This is a genomic window from Thalassospira australica (assembly GCF_000763295.1).
In the GTDB taxonomy this organism is placed as follows: domain Bacteria; phylum Pseudomonadota; class Alphaproteobacteria; order Rhodospirillales; family Thalassospiraceae; genus Thalassospira; species Thalassospira australica.
In genome coordinates this window covers 36,886-54,581 of record NZ_JRJE01000003.1, presented here as the reverse complement: position 1 = coordinate 54,581, position 17,696 = coordinate 36,886, and the positions used below count along the sequence as shown (strand labels likewise).

Genomic DNA, 17,696 nt, shown 5'->3' with positions numbered 1-17,696 from the left:
GTCTTTTCAAGGGGCACGCCCCATACATGCCCGTATGTTTTATTCGTGTCGCCAGCTTGGGTGACGTTTCTCGACAAAAGCCCCGATGCCTTCGCGGGCGTCATGCTTTTGCATGTTGGCAGTCATGACGTCAGAAGCATAGGAATAAGCTTGGTTGAGAGGCATTTCGACCTGCTTGTAGAAGGCCTGTTTGCCAAGCCTGACGGTCATGCCGGATCGGGCGGCAATTCCCGCTGCCAATGTGTGGGTGTGATTTTCAAGATCATCACCGGCGACGACATCAGATATCAATCCCATCGAAAACGCCATTTGGGCATCAATCGGATCGCCGGTCAGAAGCATGCGCATGGCATGTTTGCGTGCGATATTGCGACTAAGCGCAACCATCGGGGTGGAACAGAAAAGCCCGATATTGACCCCCGGGGTTGCAAATTTGGCGGTATCTGCCCCAACCGCCAGATCGCAGCTTGCCACCAGTTGGCACCCGGCCGCGGTTGCCATGCCATGGACCTGTGCAATGACCGGTTGGGGAAGGCTTACGATCCGCATCATTAGTTCACTGCACTGGTTAAACAGGCTGGCGTGCTGATCGCATTCGGTGATGCCCTGCATTTCCTTAAGGTCATGCCCCGCACAAAACACCGGGCCATTGGCCGCCAGTATGACGCAGCGAACAGCTTGTTCGTCGGCAATTTCGTCGAATGCCGTGTGAAGGGCTGTCATCATGTCCCCCGACAGGGCGTTGCGCCGTTTCGGGTTGTTCATGGTTAAGGTGACAAAACCGTTGTGGTCTTGTCGGGTGACAAGGTCTGTTTGTGATGGGGCATCAGTCATGGCGTTTATCCCTGATAGCGGTTTGAGTATGATGCTTTTTTTGATTTTCCAAACACAGTGTCTCATAGTAGAATTCTATTCAACGGGTAAGGGGGCTGCCCCACATAATAAAACCCTTGAGATGTGCCGAATTGTCCGGGCAGTCTGCCCTGATGTCTTGAGTCATGTAAAAAACTGATTTCGGCAGTGGTTGTGGATGGCTGAGAATACACCCAGTCGGCGTGGACGCGCACCGGGGCGCTTTTTACCGACCCGTACCGTCCGGGAAGCCGTCAAGCGGCAAAAACCTGTGCGAGAAACACCGATCAAACGGTTTGATCGCAAGGATATGATGGAACGCGACCTTGAACGGTATCGCGCAGAAGCACGTGCGCGGCTGTTAAAAAACGGCTTTGATATCCCCGCTTTTCTGATGCCAAAGCCGAAAACCGAAACCAATCCCGAAGACAACGAGGATGAATACGATCCGGCACATGATCTTGATGTGCAGCCACCGGCATTGATCGGGCCCAAACCAACGCCCTTGATTAGCAATGCGAACCTTGCAAGCGCCAAACAGGAACGGGGGCAGGGCGCTGAGAAAGTTAAACCCCGTCGACATGTTCATGTGCAGAACAAGCCGGGTGGTCTGATGTCGATGTTCCTGCCGCAGGATGAACAGCAGGCACTGCAATCGTCGCAGGGTGGCCCCGCAGCCCAGCGACAAGATCCGACTGTTGGTGCTGATGCACATGCGGCTGCGCAAAAAGCAGCGATTGCCAAGGAAAAAACGGCTTACGAAGAATACATCGACAGCCTGGATGGGGGTAGAACCCTGCTGGATCATGCCCGTGGTGAGGACGACGGGGCGGGGCACAGTAAAAACGACATTTCCGGTCGGGTAGATGACCTGAAAGAAGCAGATGCCCGCAAGTCCCGGATTGATTTGCCTGACAATGATTCGAATTGGGCCTCGCAGGAAGATTTTGCTGCCAAACGCAAGGCAATACTGGAAAAACAGGGGCGCGCGGCAGGCGGGCGTTCCGGGAAGGATCAAAAAGGTTCTGGCCGGTCAAAGAGCTGGAACAAGGCGGTTGCGCGGTTTGCTGCCTATGTGATTACTGCCGTTGCTGTTGTTTATGTGCTGATCCTGACGGTCAATGAATTCTCGCTGATTATCGGGAAGTAGGTCCTGGCCCCTGGCCCGTTCTGCTATTGCCGAACTATTGCCGCAATACCCATATATCAAGAAGCATAGGCATGATCATGTTGGCCGAGGGGATACACATCGGCCGATACCGGGATGTGCCATTGACGGATACGAGGACAGTTTTCGGGGACGACTGAGCGATAACATCCAAAACGGGGGCGTTATGGTTGAAGCACGGCGACATATATGTTTCGACGATGACGAAGGTTCGTAAATTTACCCTTGTCGCAGGAGCCAGCGAGTGACGCTGTGAAATCGCCATGATGTATGACGAAAATGGTCAGGATGACCGTCAGCCTGTTTACTTACCTGAGACCCGCCATCACTGGGCGTCAAATGACGAAGTTGCCAAACCCGTCCAAGACTTGTCACGCGGGCCGGTTCGTCCGCGCCTGAAGTCCAAACGTGATACAGGGCCACGCCCGTCGCCAAGTGAGTGGATGAAGCAAAACCTGCCAAAGATCGGTGCGACAGCAATCGTGGCGATCATCATTTTATGTGTGGTGGTTGCGATCTATACCGATGTCGCGGGAATTGTTGTCGACTAGGGTGTGTTGCATCAAATGGGTATCAATGGACGCAAATTGTTGACGTTAACGTAAACGTTATGCGAGGCTGTCTTCCATCAACCAAAAATGCTGCATTACAAGCGGCAATCAAGGGAGGCTGCCAAGCCATGAACAGTTCCGAAACCCGGACCGGTGTTACGCCTGCGGATTTTGATGCCATAATGCGTGAAAAGGTCCCGTTTGTCGGGGATATGGGCGTGCGGACCGTAAGCTTGTCCGATGATACCGCCATCCTGCGTTTGCCGTTTAACGAACGTCATCTGCGTCCGGGCAATGTCATTACGGGGCCCGCAATTTTCGCTCTGGCTGATATCGCGCTTTATGCGGTTGCGTGGCTGGTTGTTCCCAAGGCGGATCTGGCCGTTACGACCGAGGCGACGGTACATTTCCTGTCCGGGGCAAAGCCCGGTGATCTGATGGCAGAGGCCAAAATCCTGAAGGCGGGCAGGCGGCTTTTGATTGCGGAATGCCATATTCGATCCGCAGTTGATGGCAGTCTTTGTGCGCATGTGGTTGGTACATATGCGATGCCACCGGCGGAAAAATAGACTGGATTTGTGTGGTAAAATAATACCGCGACAAATAAGTCATTGTTTTAAAAAGAAATATTCCTGTTGTTTTCCTGTTGAATGCTGGCATAATGCGCCGACTTTCAACGAGGGAACAATCCCTCCGTGGAACCCAGTTTTCGAGTATAGAAATAATGAAAACCTTCACTGCGACACCGAGCGACATCGAGCGCAAATGGTTCGTGGTCGACGCTGAAGACGTCGTCCTTGGCCGCCTTGCTGCTGTTGTTGCCAACCGTCTCCGTGGTAAGCATAAAGCTATGTTTACCCCGCACATGGATTGTGGCGATCACATCGTCATCGTCAATGCCGAAAAAGTCAAACTGACTGGCCGTAAACTTCAGAACAAGAAGTTCTATTGGCACACCGGTTATCCGGGCGGCATCAAAGAACGCACCATGGACAAGCTCCTGAACGGTGAGCACCCGGAACGCGTCATCATCAAAGCTGTTGAGCGTATGATGAGCCGTGGCCCGCTGCGCAGCCAGGTTCTTTCCAAGCTGCACGTTTACGCTGGTACCGAGCATCCGCATGACGCTCAGAAGCCGGAAGTACTCGACGTTGCGGCTATGAACGAAAAGAATAAGCGGAGTGCTAAATAATGGCCGAAACCAAAACTCTTGAAGATCTCAAGGATCTGGCACAGAGCGGCGACGTCGCTGCTGCTTCTGTAGAAGAAGGCACCCTGCCGGAACCGAAGATCGACGCACAGGGCCGTTCCTATGCAACCGGTCGTCGTAAGAACGCAATTGCACGTGTCTGGATCAAACCGGGTTCGGGCAAAGTCACCGTCAATGGTCGTGAGTTCGAAGATTACTTCGCACGTCCGGTTCTGCGCATGGTGATCAACCAGCCGTTCACCGCAACCGATCGTAAAGATCAGTTCGATGTTGTCTGCACCGTTACCGGTGGCGGTCTTTCCGGTCAGGCCGGTGCCGTTCGTCATGGTATCTCCCGTGCGCTGACCACCTTCGAACCTGCACTGCGTCCGTCACTTAAAGCTGGTGGGTTCCTCACCCGTGACTCGCGTGCTGTCGAACGTAAAAAATACGGTCGCGCCAAAGCCCGTCGTAGCTTCCAGTTCTCGAAGCGCTAAACCGGCACGCTTACGCGATACGCGATTTCAAGATGGCCCGCTGGTTCAGCGGGCCATCTTTTTTTGTGCTTTTTTCATGGAAGTTCCAGATGGGCTTTCCGAAAAGGCAGCCTTGAAACCCCTGATCTGAAAGGGACCCCCGATATGCAGTACAGAAAGCTGCACGACGCCGATCTTGATGCCGCAAACGCATTCCTTGCCAATCATGCTGCAACCAGCATGGTTCTGCGCGGGAACCTGCGAACTGCCGGTATCGAGCGACGTCGTCATCCCCTTTCTGGATGCTATTTTGGGGAAGTTGCCGCTGATGGGACCATTCATGCGATGGTGGCCCAGTTTGCAAACGGCAATCTGTTCATTGAGGCCGGTGATCATCCCGCGATCCCCGCCGGTTTGACCCGGGCCTTTATCAGTGATCCGCTTAAGTCTGTTGCGGGTGTTTTTGGCGATGCGGGCCCGGCGCAAGACATGCTGGGCCAGCTTGGTCTTGGAAACGCACAATATGCCATCAATGCATCTGACATCCTTTATGCGCTTGATCTGAAAGACCTGATCGTGCCGGACAATGCGCGTGCCGATGATTTTCAGATGGTCGATGCCGGGCAGGTCGAACGCAATACACTTTTACGGTGGTTGCGGGCCTATGAAATCGAAGCACTGGGGGCGCAAGATACGCCAAGTCTTGATGGCAAGATCGCCTCGCGGCTTGTGCACGCACTTGATGCGCGTAACATGTGGGGTTTGATCGTTGATGGCAGGCCGGTGTCACTGTCGGGCTTTAACGCGACGCTGCCCGATATGGTGCAGGTTGGCCCGGTCTGGACCCCGCCCGAACACCGATCAAACGGATATGCCCGTATTCTGATTGCCAAGACGCTTCTGGCGGCACGTTCACGCGGGGTTGGCCGCGCGATCCTGTCAACCGACAGCGAAGCCGCCGCCAAGGCCTATGCGGCGTTGGGATTTGAAAAGGTCGGTCGCTATCGCTTGGCGTTGCTGAAAAGCCCGGTTAAGCTTGACGAAATGTTCGTCACAAGCCCGTAAACCGGTGTGAGGTCTGCTCTGTTTCGCAGCCAGCCATTTCATTTCAAATACAGATTGTTCCCGTCATTGGCCGTATTGCTGATGGCGGGAATGGTTGTGTTTGGATGCATCGGTCGTTCGGCGCAGGCGCAAAATCTTGCGCAGGTTTTATACCGTTTTGAAAACCGCGCCTTGACGTTGGGGCGATATGGGTCGGTTGCTGTGTTTCAGCAAAACCTTTTTGCGCAGGCAGCAAATTGTAGCGGCAAATCCCCGGGCAGCTATGGCGGGGCAGACGGGATTGTCGGGGCCAAAACCCGCCAGGCGATCATTGATTTGCAACCGTGTTTGAACGCAGCCGTGAGGGCTGCAGTCGGGGCGGAAAATTATGGGGCGATCACGGTTGGGCTTTGGCGGTTGTTAATGCCGACCAACATGGCACCACCCGATGCGATCACACGTGCCAATCATCTGACCTTCGCGCTGGAAGGTACCGATTATGACGTGATCCAGTTCAATTTCTGTCAGTCGAGAAATCCGCGCAGTGGCAAGACGTTTCTTGAAGGTGATCCCTATTGCCATACAAACGATCCACGCGCCTATCTGACCTGGGGGCCGCGCGGGGCGACGGCCGGGGCCGGGGCGGAAATCCAGCAAATCCTTTTTGCCGCAGAGCGCGCCAATCCCGGCCTGCTGCAAAGCGTGTTTGGCCCGTTTACCGAAGACATGCACAGACTTGCCCTTGGCAATAATGACGCGGCCTTTGATGTATTGTGTGCGATCTGGGTGGATGATCAGAAGCGTGATGACTTTACCCGGCGCTTTGCTGCCTATGGCGCGCGGGCAGAAGTACAGGCCGCCTATCATCGGGTTTATGACGCAGTCAATGCAGATGGCGGTAAGATAGCGCGATTTTTCAATCTTTATGGTGCGATCAAATCGGTCATTGGGCGTGATCCGACCGAGATTGATCTGGCATTCTTCATCGACCGGGCAACGCACGGGTCCGTGCCGCCGGGTGATATCAGCCAGCTTGTGGAACGGATGACAAAATTCGTCACCCGAACAAGCGATGTCCCAAGCCCCGGCGAGCTGCGCAAACAGCTGGCGGCGTGGCTGCCGACGCATCATAAATACAATGACCGGCTGGCACGCGATGCGATCTTTTTGGTCGATGATCCGCAGGTTGTCCTGTCTGACGCCCATCAACGGATGTGGCTGCAGCGATCGGGTTTGAAGGCCAGCGACTTTGGACTGTCTGACCGTCGATATGTCGCAAGCTATCCGGTCGCACGCCCGACCGGGTATGAGGCGATCGAAAAATTCTATACCGTATTGCCCGAGGACAAGCGCGCCTGTCCGTCCACCGTTCGCCGCGCACGCCAGAAATAGTGGGGGGGGAACTGCGGGCATGTTCACGCCTCATGTGAGCCACGAGGGCATGTTGCGGAATATAAGCGATATTTGCCGCCTAATTGCTTGCATCTCGGGGGCTTGTTTGCCAACATCCGCGCGTTATTGATACCTGCCCATCTTCGGGCAGCTTTTAGGAGCAAGATTTGAAATGAGTGACGTTAAGGTCAAAGTCGGAATTCTCGGTGCCAGTGGCTATACCGGGGCGGAATTGGTTCGTATTCTTGCGCACCATGATGCTGCGGACATCACCCTGTTGACCGCAGACCGACGCGCCGGACGTCCATTCGGGGAAGTGTTCCCACATCTTGCCCATATCGATCTGCCGACCATGATCAAGATCGAAGATGCTGACTGGTCAACGGTTGACCTGATTTTCTGTGCGCTGCCGCATGGCACGACGCAGGAAGTGATTGCCGGTCTGCCTAAACATGTGAAGGTTGTTGATCTTTCTGCCGATTTCCGTCTGTTTGATCCGGCGACCTATAAGGAATGGTATGGCGCAGACCACGCCGCACAGGATTTGCAGAAAGAAGTGGCCTATGGCCTGACGGAACTGCACCGTGAAAAGATCAAGGCGGCACGTGTGGTTGCCAATCCGGGATGCTATCCGACGCCGGTTCAGTTGGCGCTGACGCCACTGATCGAAAGCAAGCTTGTTCATGCCGATGACATCATCATTGATGCCAAATCCGGTGTGACGGGCGCAGGCCGTTCGCCCAAGGAAATGACGCTTTATGCCGAAGTGACCGAAGGCATTCATGCCTATGGCACCGGCGGGCATCGCCATGCACCGGAAATCGAACAGGGCCTTGCATGGGCATCGGGCAGTGATGTTGTGGTGAACTTTTCCCCGCATCTGATGCCGATGAGCCGCGGCATTCTTGAGTCCATCTATGTCAAAATGACCGATGGCACGACCGCCGAGGACATTCAGGCCGCCCTTGCAAAACGGTTTTCTGACGAGCCGTTTGTGCGCATTCTGCCATTTGGTGTCACACCGCAAACCCGCCATGTGCGTGGGTCGAACTATGTCCTGATGGGGGTCGTCAAGGATCGTGTGCCGGGGCGTGTGATCATTGTTGCGGTGGAAGACAACCTGGTCAAAGGGGCATCGGGGCAGGCGGTTCAGAATATGAATGTCATGCTGGGCCTGCCGGAAACCATGGGGCTTGAGATCGAGCCACTGTTCCCGTAATCGGACCAACAACAAAGCATCAAGGGCGGAGCCAGACGGTTCCGCCTTTTTTATTTTGCGCTGTTGTTGTCTTTGGTTGGGCGTTGGTCGAATTTTGTCACAGCAGTCTTTCATGTCGGGGGCGTCGCCCTTAAACTAACAGCAATTGTCAGAGCGCCATTTTGTGAAAGGTCCCATAGCCATGCGTTTGTCTTATCGCGGGGTGAAGCCCACCATTGATGAAACCGCGTTTATCGCCCCCAACGCGACCATCATCGGCGATGTCGAGATTGGGGCCGAAACCGGTATCTGGTTTGGCTGCGTCATCCGTGGGGATGTGCATGAAATTCGCATCGGATCTCGCACCAACATTCAGGACCTGACCATGGTGCATGTCGCCAAGGGCAAGTTCGGGACCTATATCGGTGATGACGTTACCATCGGTCATTCAGCAATCATTCATGCCTGCACCCTTGAAGACCGAAGCTTTGTTGGCATGGGGGCGACCGTGATGGATGGCTGCGTGATTGAGCAGGGCGGGATGCTTGGCGCCAATGCGCTGCTGGCACCGGGAAAACGCATTCCCGCAGGTGAACTTTGGGCCGGTGTTCCTGCGCGCAAGGTGCGTGATTTGACGCAGGAAGAGATCGAATTCTTCAAAGTGTCGGCCGATCGCTATGCCGATCTGGCACAGGAATACGTTCAATCCATCCCGAAGGATTTGGCGTGATTGTGCCAAATCAGACCGTACTTGCGATCGAACGATCATTGAAAAGGCGAACTCTTTGATTTTGCACCATTTTGGTGCATGATCTTTGGCAGGTGGCGGAGGAAGCATTCACCAAAAGGCAATAGAATTTCAGACAGCCCGATGCGTTCAAAAGAAAAAGGGTGTGCTGAACCAATATGGGGTGAGGGGAGAATATCATGGCCGCTTGGCGCCGTTTGCCATGCTTGGCTTTGTTGTTGATCTTGCTTGTGGGGGGCGAGACGGCAAGCATGGCAGAGCCGCTCAGCGCGTGTACACGACCGCTGACAATCAGAGCTTCGGAGAGTTATAGCCCGTTTAGCGTCAAGGACTCGAATGGCGTGGCGGTTGGCATCGACAATGTTTTTATTGCCAAGGTCATGGAGGCTGTCGGGTGCGAATTCCGTTTTGTCTTCCTGCCCTGGAAGCGATCCCTTTATGCGCTTAAGCACGGTCAACTTGATGTGTTGCCGTCTGCTTCCTTTACCGAAGAAAGATCAAAGATTGGCTGGTTTTCGGTCCCGTATCGCAATGAATTGATCGGGTTTGCCGTAAGGCAGGGTGATGCACAGGCCCTGCAAATTGACAGTTTGGATGATGTGATTACACAGAATCTTGTAATTGGGTCTGTCAACGGCGCATATCGTGGTGAAGCGTTCGAGGCGTTTCGCAATAGCCCGCAAGGGGCCAAACATGTCAGTGGCGTTTCTATCAGCGGGCATGGTTTACAGTTGTTACTGGCAGATCGAATTGATCTTTTGCTTGGTATCCCGGCGACCTATATCGCGCAGGCCAAAAAACAGGGATATGGCAACAGTGTCGAAGAACACCCCTTTGTCTTGGGCAGGGAGCCAGTCCGCCTGATGTTTTCAGCCAAAAACATTTCGTCTGACTTGGTGCGCAAGATCAGTCACGAGATCATCCGCCAGTCGCAAACACCCGAGTACCGCGCACTTTATGGGAAGCACGGCATCGGGGCTAACTGAACGACCATTGACTTTTATCAAGGCAGGGGGCAACTCTGTAGGTGTAAATGCAAAGCGTTCGCGATAGAAAAGCTGTCTGAACGCCACCAATCGCCGCCCCAGTCAAAGTATTATCCATGCGTCACATCAGTCACCATCGTTTCCGTGTTTGCATCTGCGCCACCATTGCGGGCCTGATGTTTGGCGTTGCAGGTGCCAGCATACCCGCCAAGGCCGAGGAAACATCAGCGTTTCTTGAACGACTTTCCGCCGCAACACCGCGGGATATTGCCGAGGTTTCCGCCGCACAAGATAACCCGTTTGCCAGCAAGGCAGAATTGGGCGAGGCGCTTTATTTCGATCCCAATCTGTCGGCCAACCGGACGATGGCATGTGCAACCTGTCACGAACCGTCAATGGCGTTTCGCGATCCGCGGGTTGATGTTGCCGGTGGGGCATTTTCACTTGGCGATGATGGTAAAAGTCTGGGGGATCGCAACACGCCAATGGCAGCCTATACCAAGTTTTCCCCCCCGTTTCATGTGCGTGATGACGGTGTGGCTGTTGGCGGCCAGTTCTGGGACGGCCGGGCAAAGGACTTGGCCGAGCAAGCCGCAGGCCCGCCCTTAAACCCGATTGAAATGGGCATGGCTGATGCGCCAAGCGTTGTTGCGCGCCTGCGTGAAGATGAAGACTATGTCGTCGGGTTCAAGGCGCTGTTTGGCGATGATGTCTGGTCAGACAGTGATCAGGCGTACGCCGCAATGACGCAAGCGATTGCCGCATTTGAACAGCAAGACCAATTCGCCCCGTTTGATAGCAAATATGACCGTTTTCTGCGTGGGGAATACAAAATGACACCGCAGGAAGAACTGGGCCGTGTTTTGTTCTTCTCGCAGCAATTTACCAATTGCAACACCTGCCATCAGTTGAAAACCAGCCCAACGGCAGAAGGTGAAACTTTCACCAATTACGAGTTCCACAATATCGGTGTGCCGCGCAATGTCGCGATGCGTGATGCGCACGATAAGGACGTGGCGTTTACCGATAACGGGTTGCTTGATAATCCGGCGATTGATGATCCGGCCTATCGCGGCAAATACAAAACGCCGTCTTTGCGCAATGTCGCTGTGACCGGGCCCTATATGCATAACGGCGTGTTTGCTGATCTTGAGACCGTGGTACGGTTCTATAACAAGTACAACAGCAAGGCCGAAATCAACCAGACCAACCCGGAAACCGGCAAGCCGTGGGGGCCGCCAGAAGTCAGCGATACGATTTCGCTTGAAGAACTTGAGCAGGGCGATGCGCTTGATAACCAACGCATCGATGCAATTGTTGCCTTCCTCAAGACGCTGACAGATGAACGTTATGAGCCGTTGCTGACGGAGCAGAAGTAGAAATACCCCAATCAGTTTCCTTTTTGCGCGCCTGAAGCTCTAACCAAGTGGCATGGGGTCGCCGCCCAGGGCAATGGCGGTTTGCTCTGCCATGGTTTGCAGGGTTTCAAACAGGCTGTCAGACAAGGTGTTGTCTGTACCTTGTACTTTCACGGCAGCCTTGCGGGCGGCGTCCTGATTGAGCGTTCCGGTTTTGGAAACCTCGACCTCATCTTCCTCGACGAATTTCACAAACAGATCGGAAAGCAGGAAGTAACTGTTTTGCGTGTCATTGATGATGGATGTCGCCTGTTGTGCCGCACTGTTGGGCTTCTTGTTGCTGTCCAGTCCGATGGTGTCGGAGATTTTGTCAAACGCCGTACAGCTTGTGATGATGTCATCGACATATGTTTTCAGTCGCTTGATGTCTTTGCTGCTGCGCTTGGTTTCTTGCTGATAATATGTCCAGGCGCGCTGCGCGGATTTTGCGTAGGACGAACCCATTTTTGGTCTCCTTAAAAGTAACGTGGCAAAAGCCATGTGCCCCACGCGGGGAGGCTCCACCAATGGAAATCATCATATTGAAGCGGGACGATGTATGTTTGACCGGCGACAGGTGGCGCATGGCCGAAATTGGTGAAATTCGTCGTTGCACGCTGACGCCAGTTGTCGGGCGTAAGGCCCGCTTCCCAGTGATTGAAGATTGCGGTTCGTATTGCGGTGACTGTGGTCGGATCTTCGATCATGGCGGTGACTTCCCCGTCATAATCCATGCTGCGGAAGGTCCAGTTGCTTGATCCGACAAATGCAACCCGATCATCAAACAGGGCGATTTTCGAATGCACATAAGGCCAGCGCCGATTGTTATCCTGCACAATCGGACTGTACATAACCGGCGGCGCGACGATGTTTGAAAGGTTCTTGAATTTGGTCTGGCCAGTGGTTCCGTCATTCAGGCGCCAGTTAAAGGTGCGCTGTTCGGACCAGGCAAGGGCACGGCCCCCGTTCACACCGCTGACATTCGTAATCAGATTGGCAAGTGTTCGACGATTTCTGCGAAACTCCGTGCGGCCAATATTGTTGCCTGAAATGATCGTGGAACTGCCGCCGGGAATGAGTGACGACAACTCGCCGCGCGCGATTTGCGTGCGCGTCATATTGACATTCGGGCGCCAGCGCCTTGCCGTTACCGACGTCAGATTGGCAAGGGCAAGAGTCATGTAGGTGTAGTACATCATGTAGGAGTAACCCGCATAACTGCCCATACTGGTGTTGAGCGGATGCGGAACAACAATGATCACCCGGACATGGGGCTGTCGGGCGATTTTCTGCGCCAGCGCCTCGACGATAACCGGGTCTGTCATGACCTGATTTTCCATATAGATATATCTTGCCGCGCGATCAATCTGATCGAGGATGAGGGGGCGGATATCGCGTGCAGTGTTGGGCGCATCGGTTTCCGTGGTGGCTATTGTAACCGGGAAACCGTTCGCCACGGCCGGGGCTTGTGGGATCGCTGATGCGGCGACAGCGGGATGCTGGTTGCCAGCGACGTTCCAGCGTCGCCGCCACAAATCTTCCAGTGTGTCACAGACGGGGCCTTGCAAGGCACATCCGCCGTCATGCCAGTAATGGGCAACGGTATGTGCCGGTGGCGACATATAGGAATTGCCGATATTCAGGCCGCCGACCAGGCCGGTCATCACGTTATTTGCCCGAAACAGGGCAACTTTCATATGCATGCTTTGGGCAGGATTCCAGAAGGCGCTGCCATAGGGATCAAGGTATATCTCGACATTGGCGACCCCATTGAGTGCATTCTGAAAGGCCCGCCACGCATTGCGGACTTCGGGGTAAAGGCCCTTCCACAACATGATCTTGATCGGACAGCCTGCGGTGGCCACTGCTGTCAGTGCTGCATCGACAGTGCGGGCAACCTGACCTGGGATCGCCGGAAGCATGGTGTTCGGTTCGGCTTTCCAGAACATCAGGCGAATATACGCGCTTCCGGCAGCGGGTGCCGGACCAGCATAAAGAGCCTCAATAGCGGTCAATTCCTGATGAAAGCGCGCAAAGAAGTGGTCGCCATCAAGAAGGAAGTCTGACGTATTGTTTAGCGTTCGTTGCTGCATTTTGGCTTCCGCTGTTTTTTCGTGCTGCGCTACAACGACGAAAAGACAGGTGCCCCTGTGACGTGGAATTTTCCCACGTCAGGCAGAACAGAAAATGCATAAAGAGGGTCGGGAAATAGTCCCGGAGCCGGCCTAGCTTTTGGCGACAGTTTCAATCACGGCACTTTGTGCCAGATCGCCCAAGCCTGCCCTGGTGGTTTTTTCGAAGACATCATGGGCGGCCTGTCCGACAGGGACGGTCATCCCGTATTCCTGTGCCAACGCCAGCGCATAGGATGCGTCCTTGGCGCGCAGGGCGCCGGTGAAATGGATGCCTTCGTGATGGTTGCCACTGACCATGCCCGGCACAGTCATAAGCCCGCTTGGGCTGGCGTTGGCACCATTCGAAAAGGTTTCCGCAACAAGATTACCATCAAGTCCGGCCTGCTTGGTAACGGCCACCAGTTCGGCCGCTGCGGCGATATGAACCGCACCCAGCAGGTTATGCATCAGCTTATAAACCGTGCCCGAGCCAATCGGGCCGAAATGGATGGTTTTCTTGCCGGTGTCGCTCAGGATCGGGCGAATGCGATCAAGGGTATCTGCCGCAGCCCCAATCAGGAAAGTCGTATTGCCCGCTTCGATGTCTGCGGGGATGCCGGTGACCGGGGCATCGACATATGCGCATCCGCCATTTGTAATTAATTGCGACAATTCCAGCACAAAGCCATGTGACAGGGTGGAACATTCAATGGCAACAGCCCCGTTCGTCATGGCCGCAAGCGCGCCATTTTCATCTAGCCAGACAGACTTGGCCGCCGTGTCGTCGGCCATAAAGGACATCACAACATCAACATCACGCGCCGCATCGGCAGGGGTGGTGCAAGCGATTGCGCCAAGTGCCTCAAGCGGTTTGATTTTATCCGCGCTTCTGTTCCAGACCTTAACGCCATACCCTTTGGCAAGAAGGCGTTTGATCATTGCGGCGGCCATGCGGCCGGCACCAAGAAAACCGATTGTCTGCGTCATATCTGGGTCTCTGAACAAGGTTGTTTGATGAAGTCGGGGTAAACGAAAGCGGCCCGCCGGGATGGCAGGCCGCGTTCTTGTGAATTACGGTCTGCGGATCAGGATAACCTTACTTTGACATATTCGCCCGGTGCGGGGCCAAGCACCTTCAGCTTGCCATCGCCTTCCTTGCGGGCATCGACCTTGCCGCCGGACCGGCGACTGATCCAGTTTTGCCAGTCAGTCCACCAGGACCCGTCATGCTGGGTTGCCTTGGCCATCCAGTCATCGGGGTCGGCCGGATTGCGGTTGTAAGTCCAATAGCAGTATTTATTGGCCGCAGGCGGATTGACCACACCGGCAATATGACCGGATGCGGACAGAACAAATTTCACCTGACCTGACAGCAGTTGAGTTCCGGCATAGGTCGCCTGCCAGGGCGCGATATGGTCTTCGCGGGTGGACAGGAAATAAACCGGGATCTTGATATCGCGCAGATCGATCGGTTCGCCGAACATCTTGATGCCGCCCGGTTCACGCAGCAGGTTCTTGTTATACATGTTGCGCATATAGAAACTGTGCATCGCCTTGGGCATGCGCGTGGAATCGGAATTCCAATACAGCAGGTCAAACGGGAAGGGATCTTTGCCCAGCATGTAATTGGACACGACGAACGACCAGATCAGGTCATTGGCGCGCAGCATGTTAAATGACATCGCCATGTCCCGGCCATCAAGATAACCGTCCTTGGACATCTTGTTTTCCAGACTTTTGATCTGTTCATCATCGACAAAGACAGACAGTTCACCCGATTTTTCAAAATCCATCAGGGTGGTAAAGAACGTCGCCGATTTGATCCGCTCATCCCCGGTCTTGGCCATATAGGCAAGGGTAGAGCCAAGCAGCGTACCACCGAGGCAATAGCCAATCGCGTTGACTTCTTTTTCTCCGGTGGCCTGTTCGATCATGTCGAGTGCGGCAAGAACACCGTCCTTTGCGTAATCTTCGAACGATTTTTCGGCCAGTTCGCTGTCCGGGTTGACCCAGGACAGGACAAATACAGTGTGACCCTGATCAACAGCCCATTTGATAAAGGAGTTTTCCGGGCGCAGATCAAGAATATAGTATTTGTTGATCCATGGCGGGACGATCATCAAGGGGCGTTTGGCGACCTTGTCGGTGCTTGGGGTGAAGTGCAGAAGTTCCATCAACGGGGTTTTGCCAATCACCGACCCCTTGGAGGTGGCGACATTTTCTCCGACCTTGAAGGCATCAAGATCGGTCATGCGGATTTGCAATTTCCCCTTGCCGCGCTCCAGATCATCCAACAGGTTCTGCAAGCCTTTAAGAAGGTTCTCGCCGCCGGTTTCGATGGTTGTACGCAGCACTTCCGGGTTGGTCATCAGGAAGTTGGTGGGGGAAATCGCATCCACAAACTGGCGGGTATAAAATTCAACCTTCTGGGCCGTTTTGTCATCCAGCCCGTCGACGTCATGGACAACATTTTGCATCCATTGCGAGGACAGCAAATAGGATTGCTTGATGTAGTCAAACAGTTCGTTGTTTTCCCATGCCTCGTCACGGAAACGACGATCACCTTTTTGCGGGGATACAACGGGTTCGGATTCTTCGCCCATCATACGCAGCGTCGTGTTGTGCCACAGCGTATAATACTGTTGCCACAGATCTATCTGTGCTTCGACCAGTTTGGCCGGGTTTTGCATGATGTGGCTGGTCAGTTCGGCGAAAGCAGATCCGATATTAAGCGGGTCAGGATCGGATATTTCCGGATCTTCTGCCTGTTTGGCGAGAAAATCAGAGACAAGTCGTTGACTTTTTTCGGCAATCTCTGACATTGCAGCAGAAAGCTTTTCGGGGTCCGGGTGCTTGATTTCAGTTTCGATGGCCTGTTGATCGCTCATGGGGCATTCCCTTATGATATCGCCGCAGATACCTTGTAACTTCTGAACGTTTTTTGCATCTTTGCGATATCGCAAGACTTTTGACGTTTCATGTTACAGATGTCTGATTGGCGTTCCGGGTTGAAACTTTGCTTGATCCCAAGCTTATCATGGCCTTAGCCTAGCGCGTCGTTTAGGGGTAGTACAAGAATTATAAGGTGACGTTCTTGCTCAGTGTATTGATGCAGACGTCGTCCAACTGAATTTGGAGCAGCGAAAACAAATGGGCGTTCTGAAATCGACGGCCGGGCAGGGGTCGTGGCAGGAGACTGCAAGGGGGAAGCTGCGGGTATTGCTACAGACTGGCTCGGCGCTGGCTGTGGTATTGACGCTTGGCGCTTGTTCTTCTGTTCCGGATGCAATCAACCCGGTCGAGTGGGGAAAATCCGTTGGCGACATGTTTGACGGCGAGGATGAAGAAGCCGCCGCCAAATCAGATGAAGCCATTCCCGGCGAAGATGGCGAATACCCAAGCCTTGCCAATACCCCGACCAAACCGGTTGTGACCGGCGATGCGGAACGTGATGCGCTGGTTGCGGGGCTGGCAGCAGATCGCCAGAATGCGCAATATACCCAAACTGGCCGCCGTCAAAGCAGTCCGCCGGTAAACGCGCTGCAAAGCGCCCCGGATGTTCCGGTGTCCGAACCGGTCATCAACCCGGCACCGACCACATCGGTCTCCAGCAGCACAATGGCAGAAACCACGACGACCGCAGCACAGAGTGAAACCACACGTGCGGTCAGTTCGGCGTCATCCGGATCAAAGATTGCCGATGAATGGAATGCCAAGGCACCGAGTTCGGGCCCATCGGGTGGCGCTGCAGCAGGGGCAGCAGCCGGTGCGGCAGCAGCGCAATCTGGTGATGCCAGAGAACAGCAGCTTGCTGCCTATGAGGCTGCACAAGCCGCACAGGCCGGAAATACGTCAAGCGCCTCCGGGGGTGTTGCAGGATCATCAGGGAATGACCCAGTGATGGATCAATATCAGCGCCGCCTTGCCGAAGGTCAGGGCGTGTTTGCCGACGAGCCATCATCTGTGGCCGCACAGGAATTCGATTATTCGATGTATTCCGACAACGGGTCGGTCACTGTTGATGAAAGCCAGTTTGGCGGATCTGATCCGATGTATGGCGACTCCGCATCGGTTGACATGACCGTGACCAATGATGCCCTGGCGTCGCGCCTTGGCGTGCGCTCCATTGATCAGGCGGGGCCGCCTGTAAATGAAGTGCAGGTCGCGCAAATTCAGTTTGCACACGGTTCAACCAAACTTGGTGGCGCGGACTATGCGGTGCTTGAACAGGTTGCAGCGACCTGGCAACAGACCAGCGGTTTCATTCGCGTGATTGGCCATGCGTCGATGCGTACCGGCAACATGTCGCTTGAACAGCATCTTGCGGTGAACCGCCGCGTTTCCGAAGGCCGTGCGTCGGCTGTTGTGTCGCGCCTGCTGTCGCTTGGTGTCAGCCCGGATGCGATCTTTGTCGGTGCTGATGGGGCCATGGACCCGCGTTATTACGAAGGTGTTCCGGCCGGTGAGGCGGGCAACCGCCGGGTCGAGATTTATCTCGATTATTGATCGCCAAGCCCGGGCCGATCAATCCGGGGCAGATCAATACAGAACAATATCAACGCGGAAGGAAATCTCCTTCCG

The 17,696-nt window shown here is 54.5% G+C and carries 17 protein-coding genes; 12 read left to right on the top strand and 5 right to left on the bottom strand.

The window, feature by feature from the left end; translation table 11 throughout:
* Positions 1–39: 39 nt before the first annotated feature.
* A complete protein-coding gene (locus tag JF44_RS0101885; protein ID WP_033067264.1) occupies positions 40–834 on the bottom strand; it encodes an enoyl-CoA hydratase in 795 nt (264 codons plus the stop codon).
* A gap of 196 nt (positions 835–1,030) precedes the next feature.
* Here JF44_RS0101885 and JF44_RS0101880 point away from each other — a divergent pair, with 196 nt between their 5' ends.
* From JF44_RS0101880 to JF44_RS0101825, 11 genes are all read left to right on the top strand, one after another.
* Positions 1,031–2,002: a hypothetical protein gene (locus JF44_RS0101880; RefSeq protein ID WP_033067263.1), complete on the top strand. Its 972-nt coding sequence runs from the start codon at positions 1,031–1,033 to the stop codon at positions 2,000–2,002.
* A 281-nt stretch (positions 2,003–2,283) separates the two neighbouring features.
* A complete protein-coding gene (locus tag JF44_RS0101875) occupies positions 2,284–2,571 on the top strand; it encodes a hypothetical protein (protein ID WP_033067262.1) in 288 nt (95 codons plus the stop codon).
* 128 nt (positions 2,572–2,699) lie between these two features.
* Complete coding sequence (locus JF44_RS0101870; RefSeq protein WP_033067261.1) at positions 2,700–3,140, top strand: PaaI family thioesterase; 441 nt, start codon at positions 2,700–2,702, stop codon at positions 3,138–3,140.
* A gap of 155 nt (positions 3,141–3,295) precedes the next feature.
* Entirely contained in the window at positions 3,296–3,763 is a 468-nt protein-coding gene (rplM, locus tag JF44_RS0101865; RefSeq protein WP_033067260.1) for a 50S ribosomal protein L13, read from the top strand.
* Positions 3,763–4,257 carry a 30S ribosomal protein S9 gene (gene rpsI / locus JF44_RS19740; RefSeq protein WP_038024820.1) on the top strand — a complete coding sequence of 165 codons (495 nt, stop codon included), beginning with the start codon at positions 3,763–3,765 and terminating at the stop codon, positions 4,255–4,257. Before rplM ends, rpsI begins: the two co-directional genes overlap by 1 nt.
* Positions 4,258–4,401: 144 nt before the next feature.
* A complete protein-coding gene (locus tag JF44_RS0101855; RefSeq protein ID WP_052065399.1) occupies positions 4,402–5,301 on the top strand; it encodes a GNAT family N-acetyltransferase in 900 nt (299 codons plus the stop codon).
* A 90-nt stretch (positions 5,302–5,391) separates the two neighbouring features.
* Positions 5,392–6,672, top strand: coding sequence for a hypothetical protein (locus tag JF44_RS0101850; RefSeq protein ID WP_238318352.1), 1,281 nt, complete (start codon positions 5,392–5,394; stop codon positions 6,670–6,672).
* Between the two features lie 172 nt (positions 6,673–6,844).
* Complete coding sequence (argC, locus tag JF44_RS0101845) at positions 6,845–7,891, top strand: N-acetyl-gamma-glutamyl-phosphate reductase (protein WP_033067258.1); 1,047 nt, start codon at positions 6,845–6,847, stop codon at positions 7,889–7,891.
* A 181-nt stretch (positions 7,892–8,072) separates the two neighbouring features.
* On the top strand, positions 8,073–8,600 hold the full coding sequence (locus tag JF44_RS0101840; RefSeq protein WP_156111558.1) for a gamma carbonic anhydrase family protein: 528 nt from the start codon (positions 8,073–8,075) through the stop codon (positions 8,598–8,600).
* 197 nt (positions 8,601–8,797) lie between these two features.
* Positions 8,798–9,604: a substrate-binding periplasmic protein gene (locus JF44_RS19785; protein WP_081944304.1), complete on the top strand. Its 807-nt coding sequence runs from the start codon at positions 8,798–8,800 to the stop codon at positions 9,602–9,604.
* 116 nt (positions 9,605–9,720) lie between these two features.
* On the top strand, positions 9,721–10,983 hold the full coding sequence (locus JF44_RS0101825; RefSeq protein ID WP_238318351.1) for a cytochrome-c peroxidase: 1,263 nt from the start codon (positions 9,721–9,723) through the stop codon (positions 10,981–10,983).
* A gap of 39 nt (positions 10,984–11,022) precedes the next feature.
* On the opposite strand, the gene JF44_RS0101820 is transcribed toward JF44_RS0101825, so the two are convergent.
* The 4 genes from JF44_RS0101820 to JF44_RS0101805 form a co-directional block, all read right to left on the bottom strand.
* The gene (locus JF44_RS0101820) at positions 11,023–11,466 is read right to left on the bottom strand and encodes a hypothetical protein (RefSeq protein ID WP_033067255.1); all 444 of its coding nucleotides are present in this window, start codon (positions 11,464–11,466) and stop codon (positions 11,023–11,025) included.
* A gap of 11 nt (positions 11,467–11,477) precedes the next feature.
* A complete protein-coding gene (locus tag JF44_RS0101815) occupies positions 11,478–13,094 on the bottom strand; it encodes a phospholipase D-like domain-containing protein (RefSeq protein WP_033067254.1) in 1,617 nt (538 codons plus the stop codon).
* A 132-nt stretch (positions 13,095–13,226) separates the two neighbouring features.
* Positions 13,227–14,102: an NAD(P)-dependent oxidoreductase gene (locus tag JF44_RS0101810; protein ID WP_033067253.1), complete on the bottom strand. Its 876-nt coding sequence runs from the start codon at positions 14,100–14,102 to the stop codon at positions 13,227–13,229.
* Between the two features lie 98 nt (positions 14,103–14,200).
* Complete coding sequence (locus JF44_RS0101805; protein WP_033067252.1) at positions 14,201–16,003, bottom strand: PHA/PHB synthase family protein; 1,803 nt, start codon at positions 16,001–16,003, stop codon at positions 14,201–14,203.
* 331 nt (positions 16,004–16,334) lie between these two features.
* Between JF44_RS0101805 and JF44_RS0101800 the strand changes: the two genes are divergently transcribed.
* The gene (locus JF44_RS0101800; protein ID WP_238318350.1) at positions 16,335–17,621 is read left to right on the top strand and encodes an OmpA family protein; all 1,287 of its coding nucleotides are present in this window, start codon (positions 16,335–16,337) and stop codon (positions 17,619–17,621) included.
* Positions 17,622–17,696: the final 75 nt, after the last annotated feature.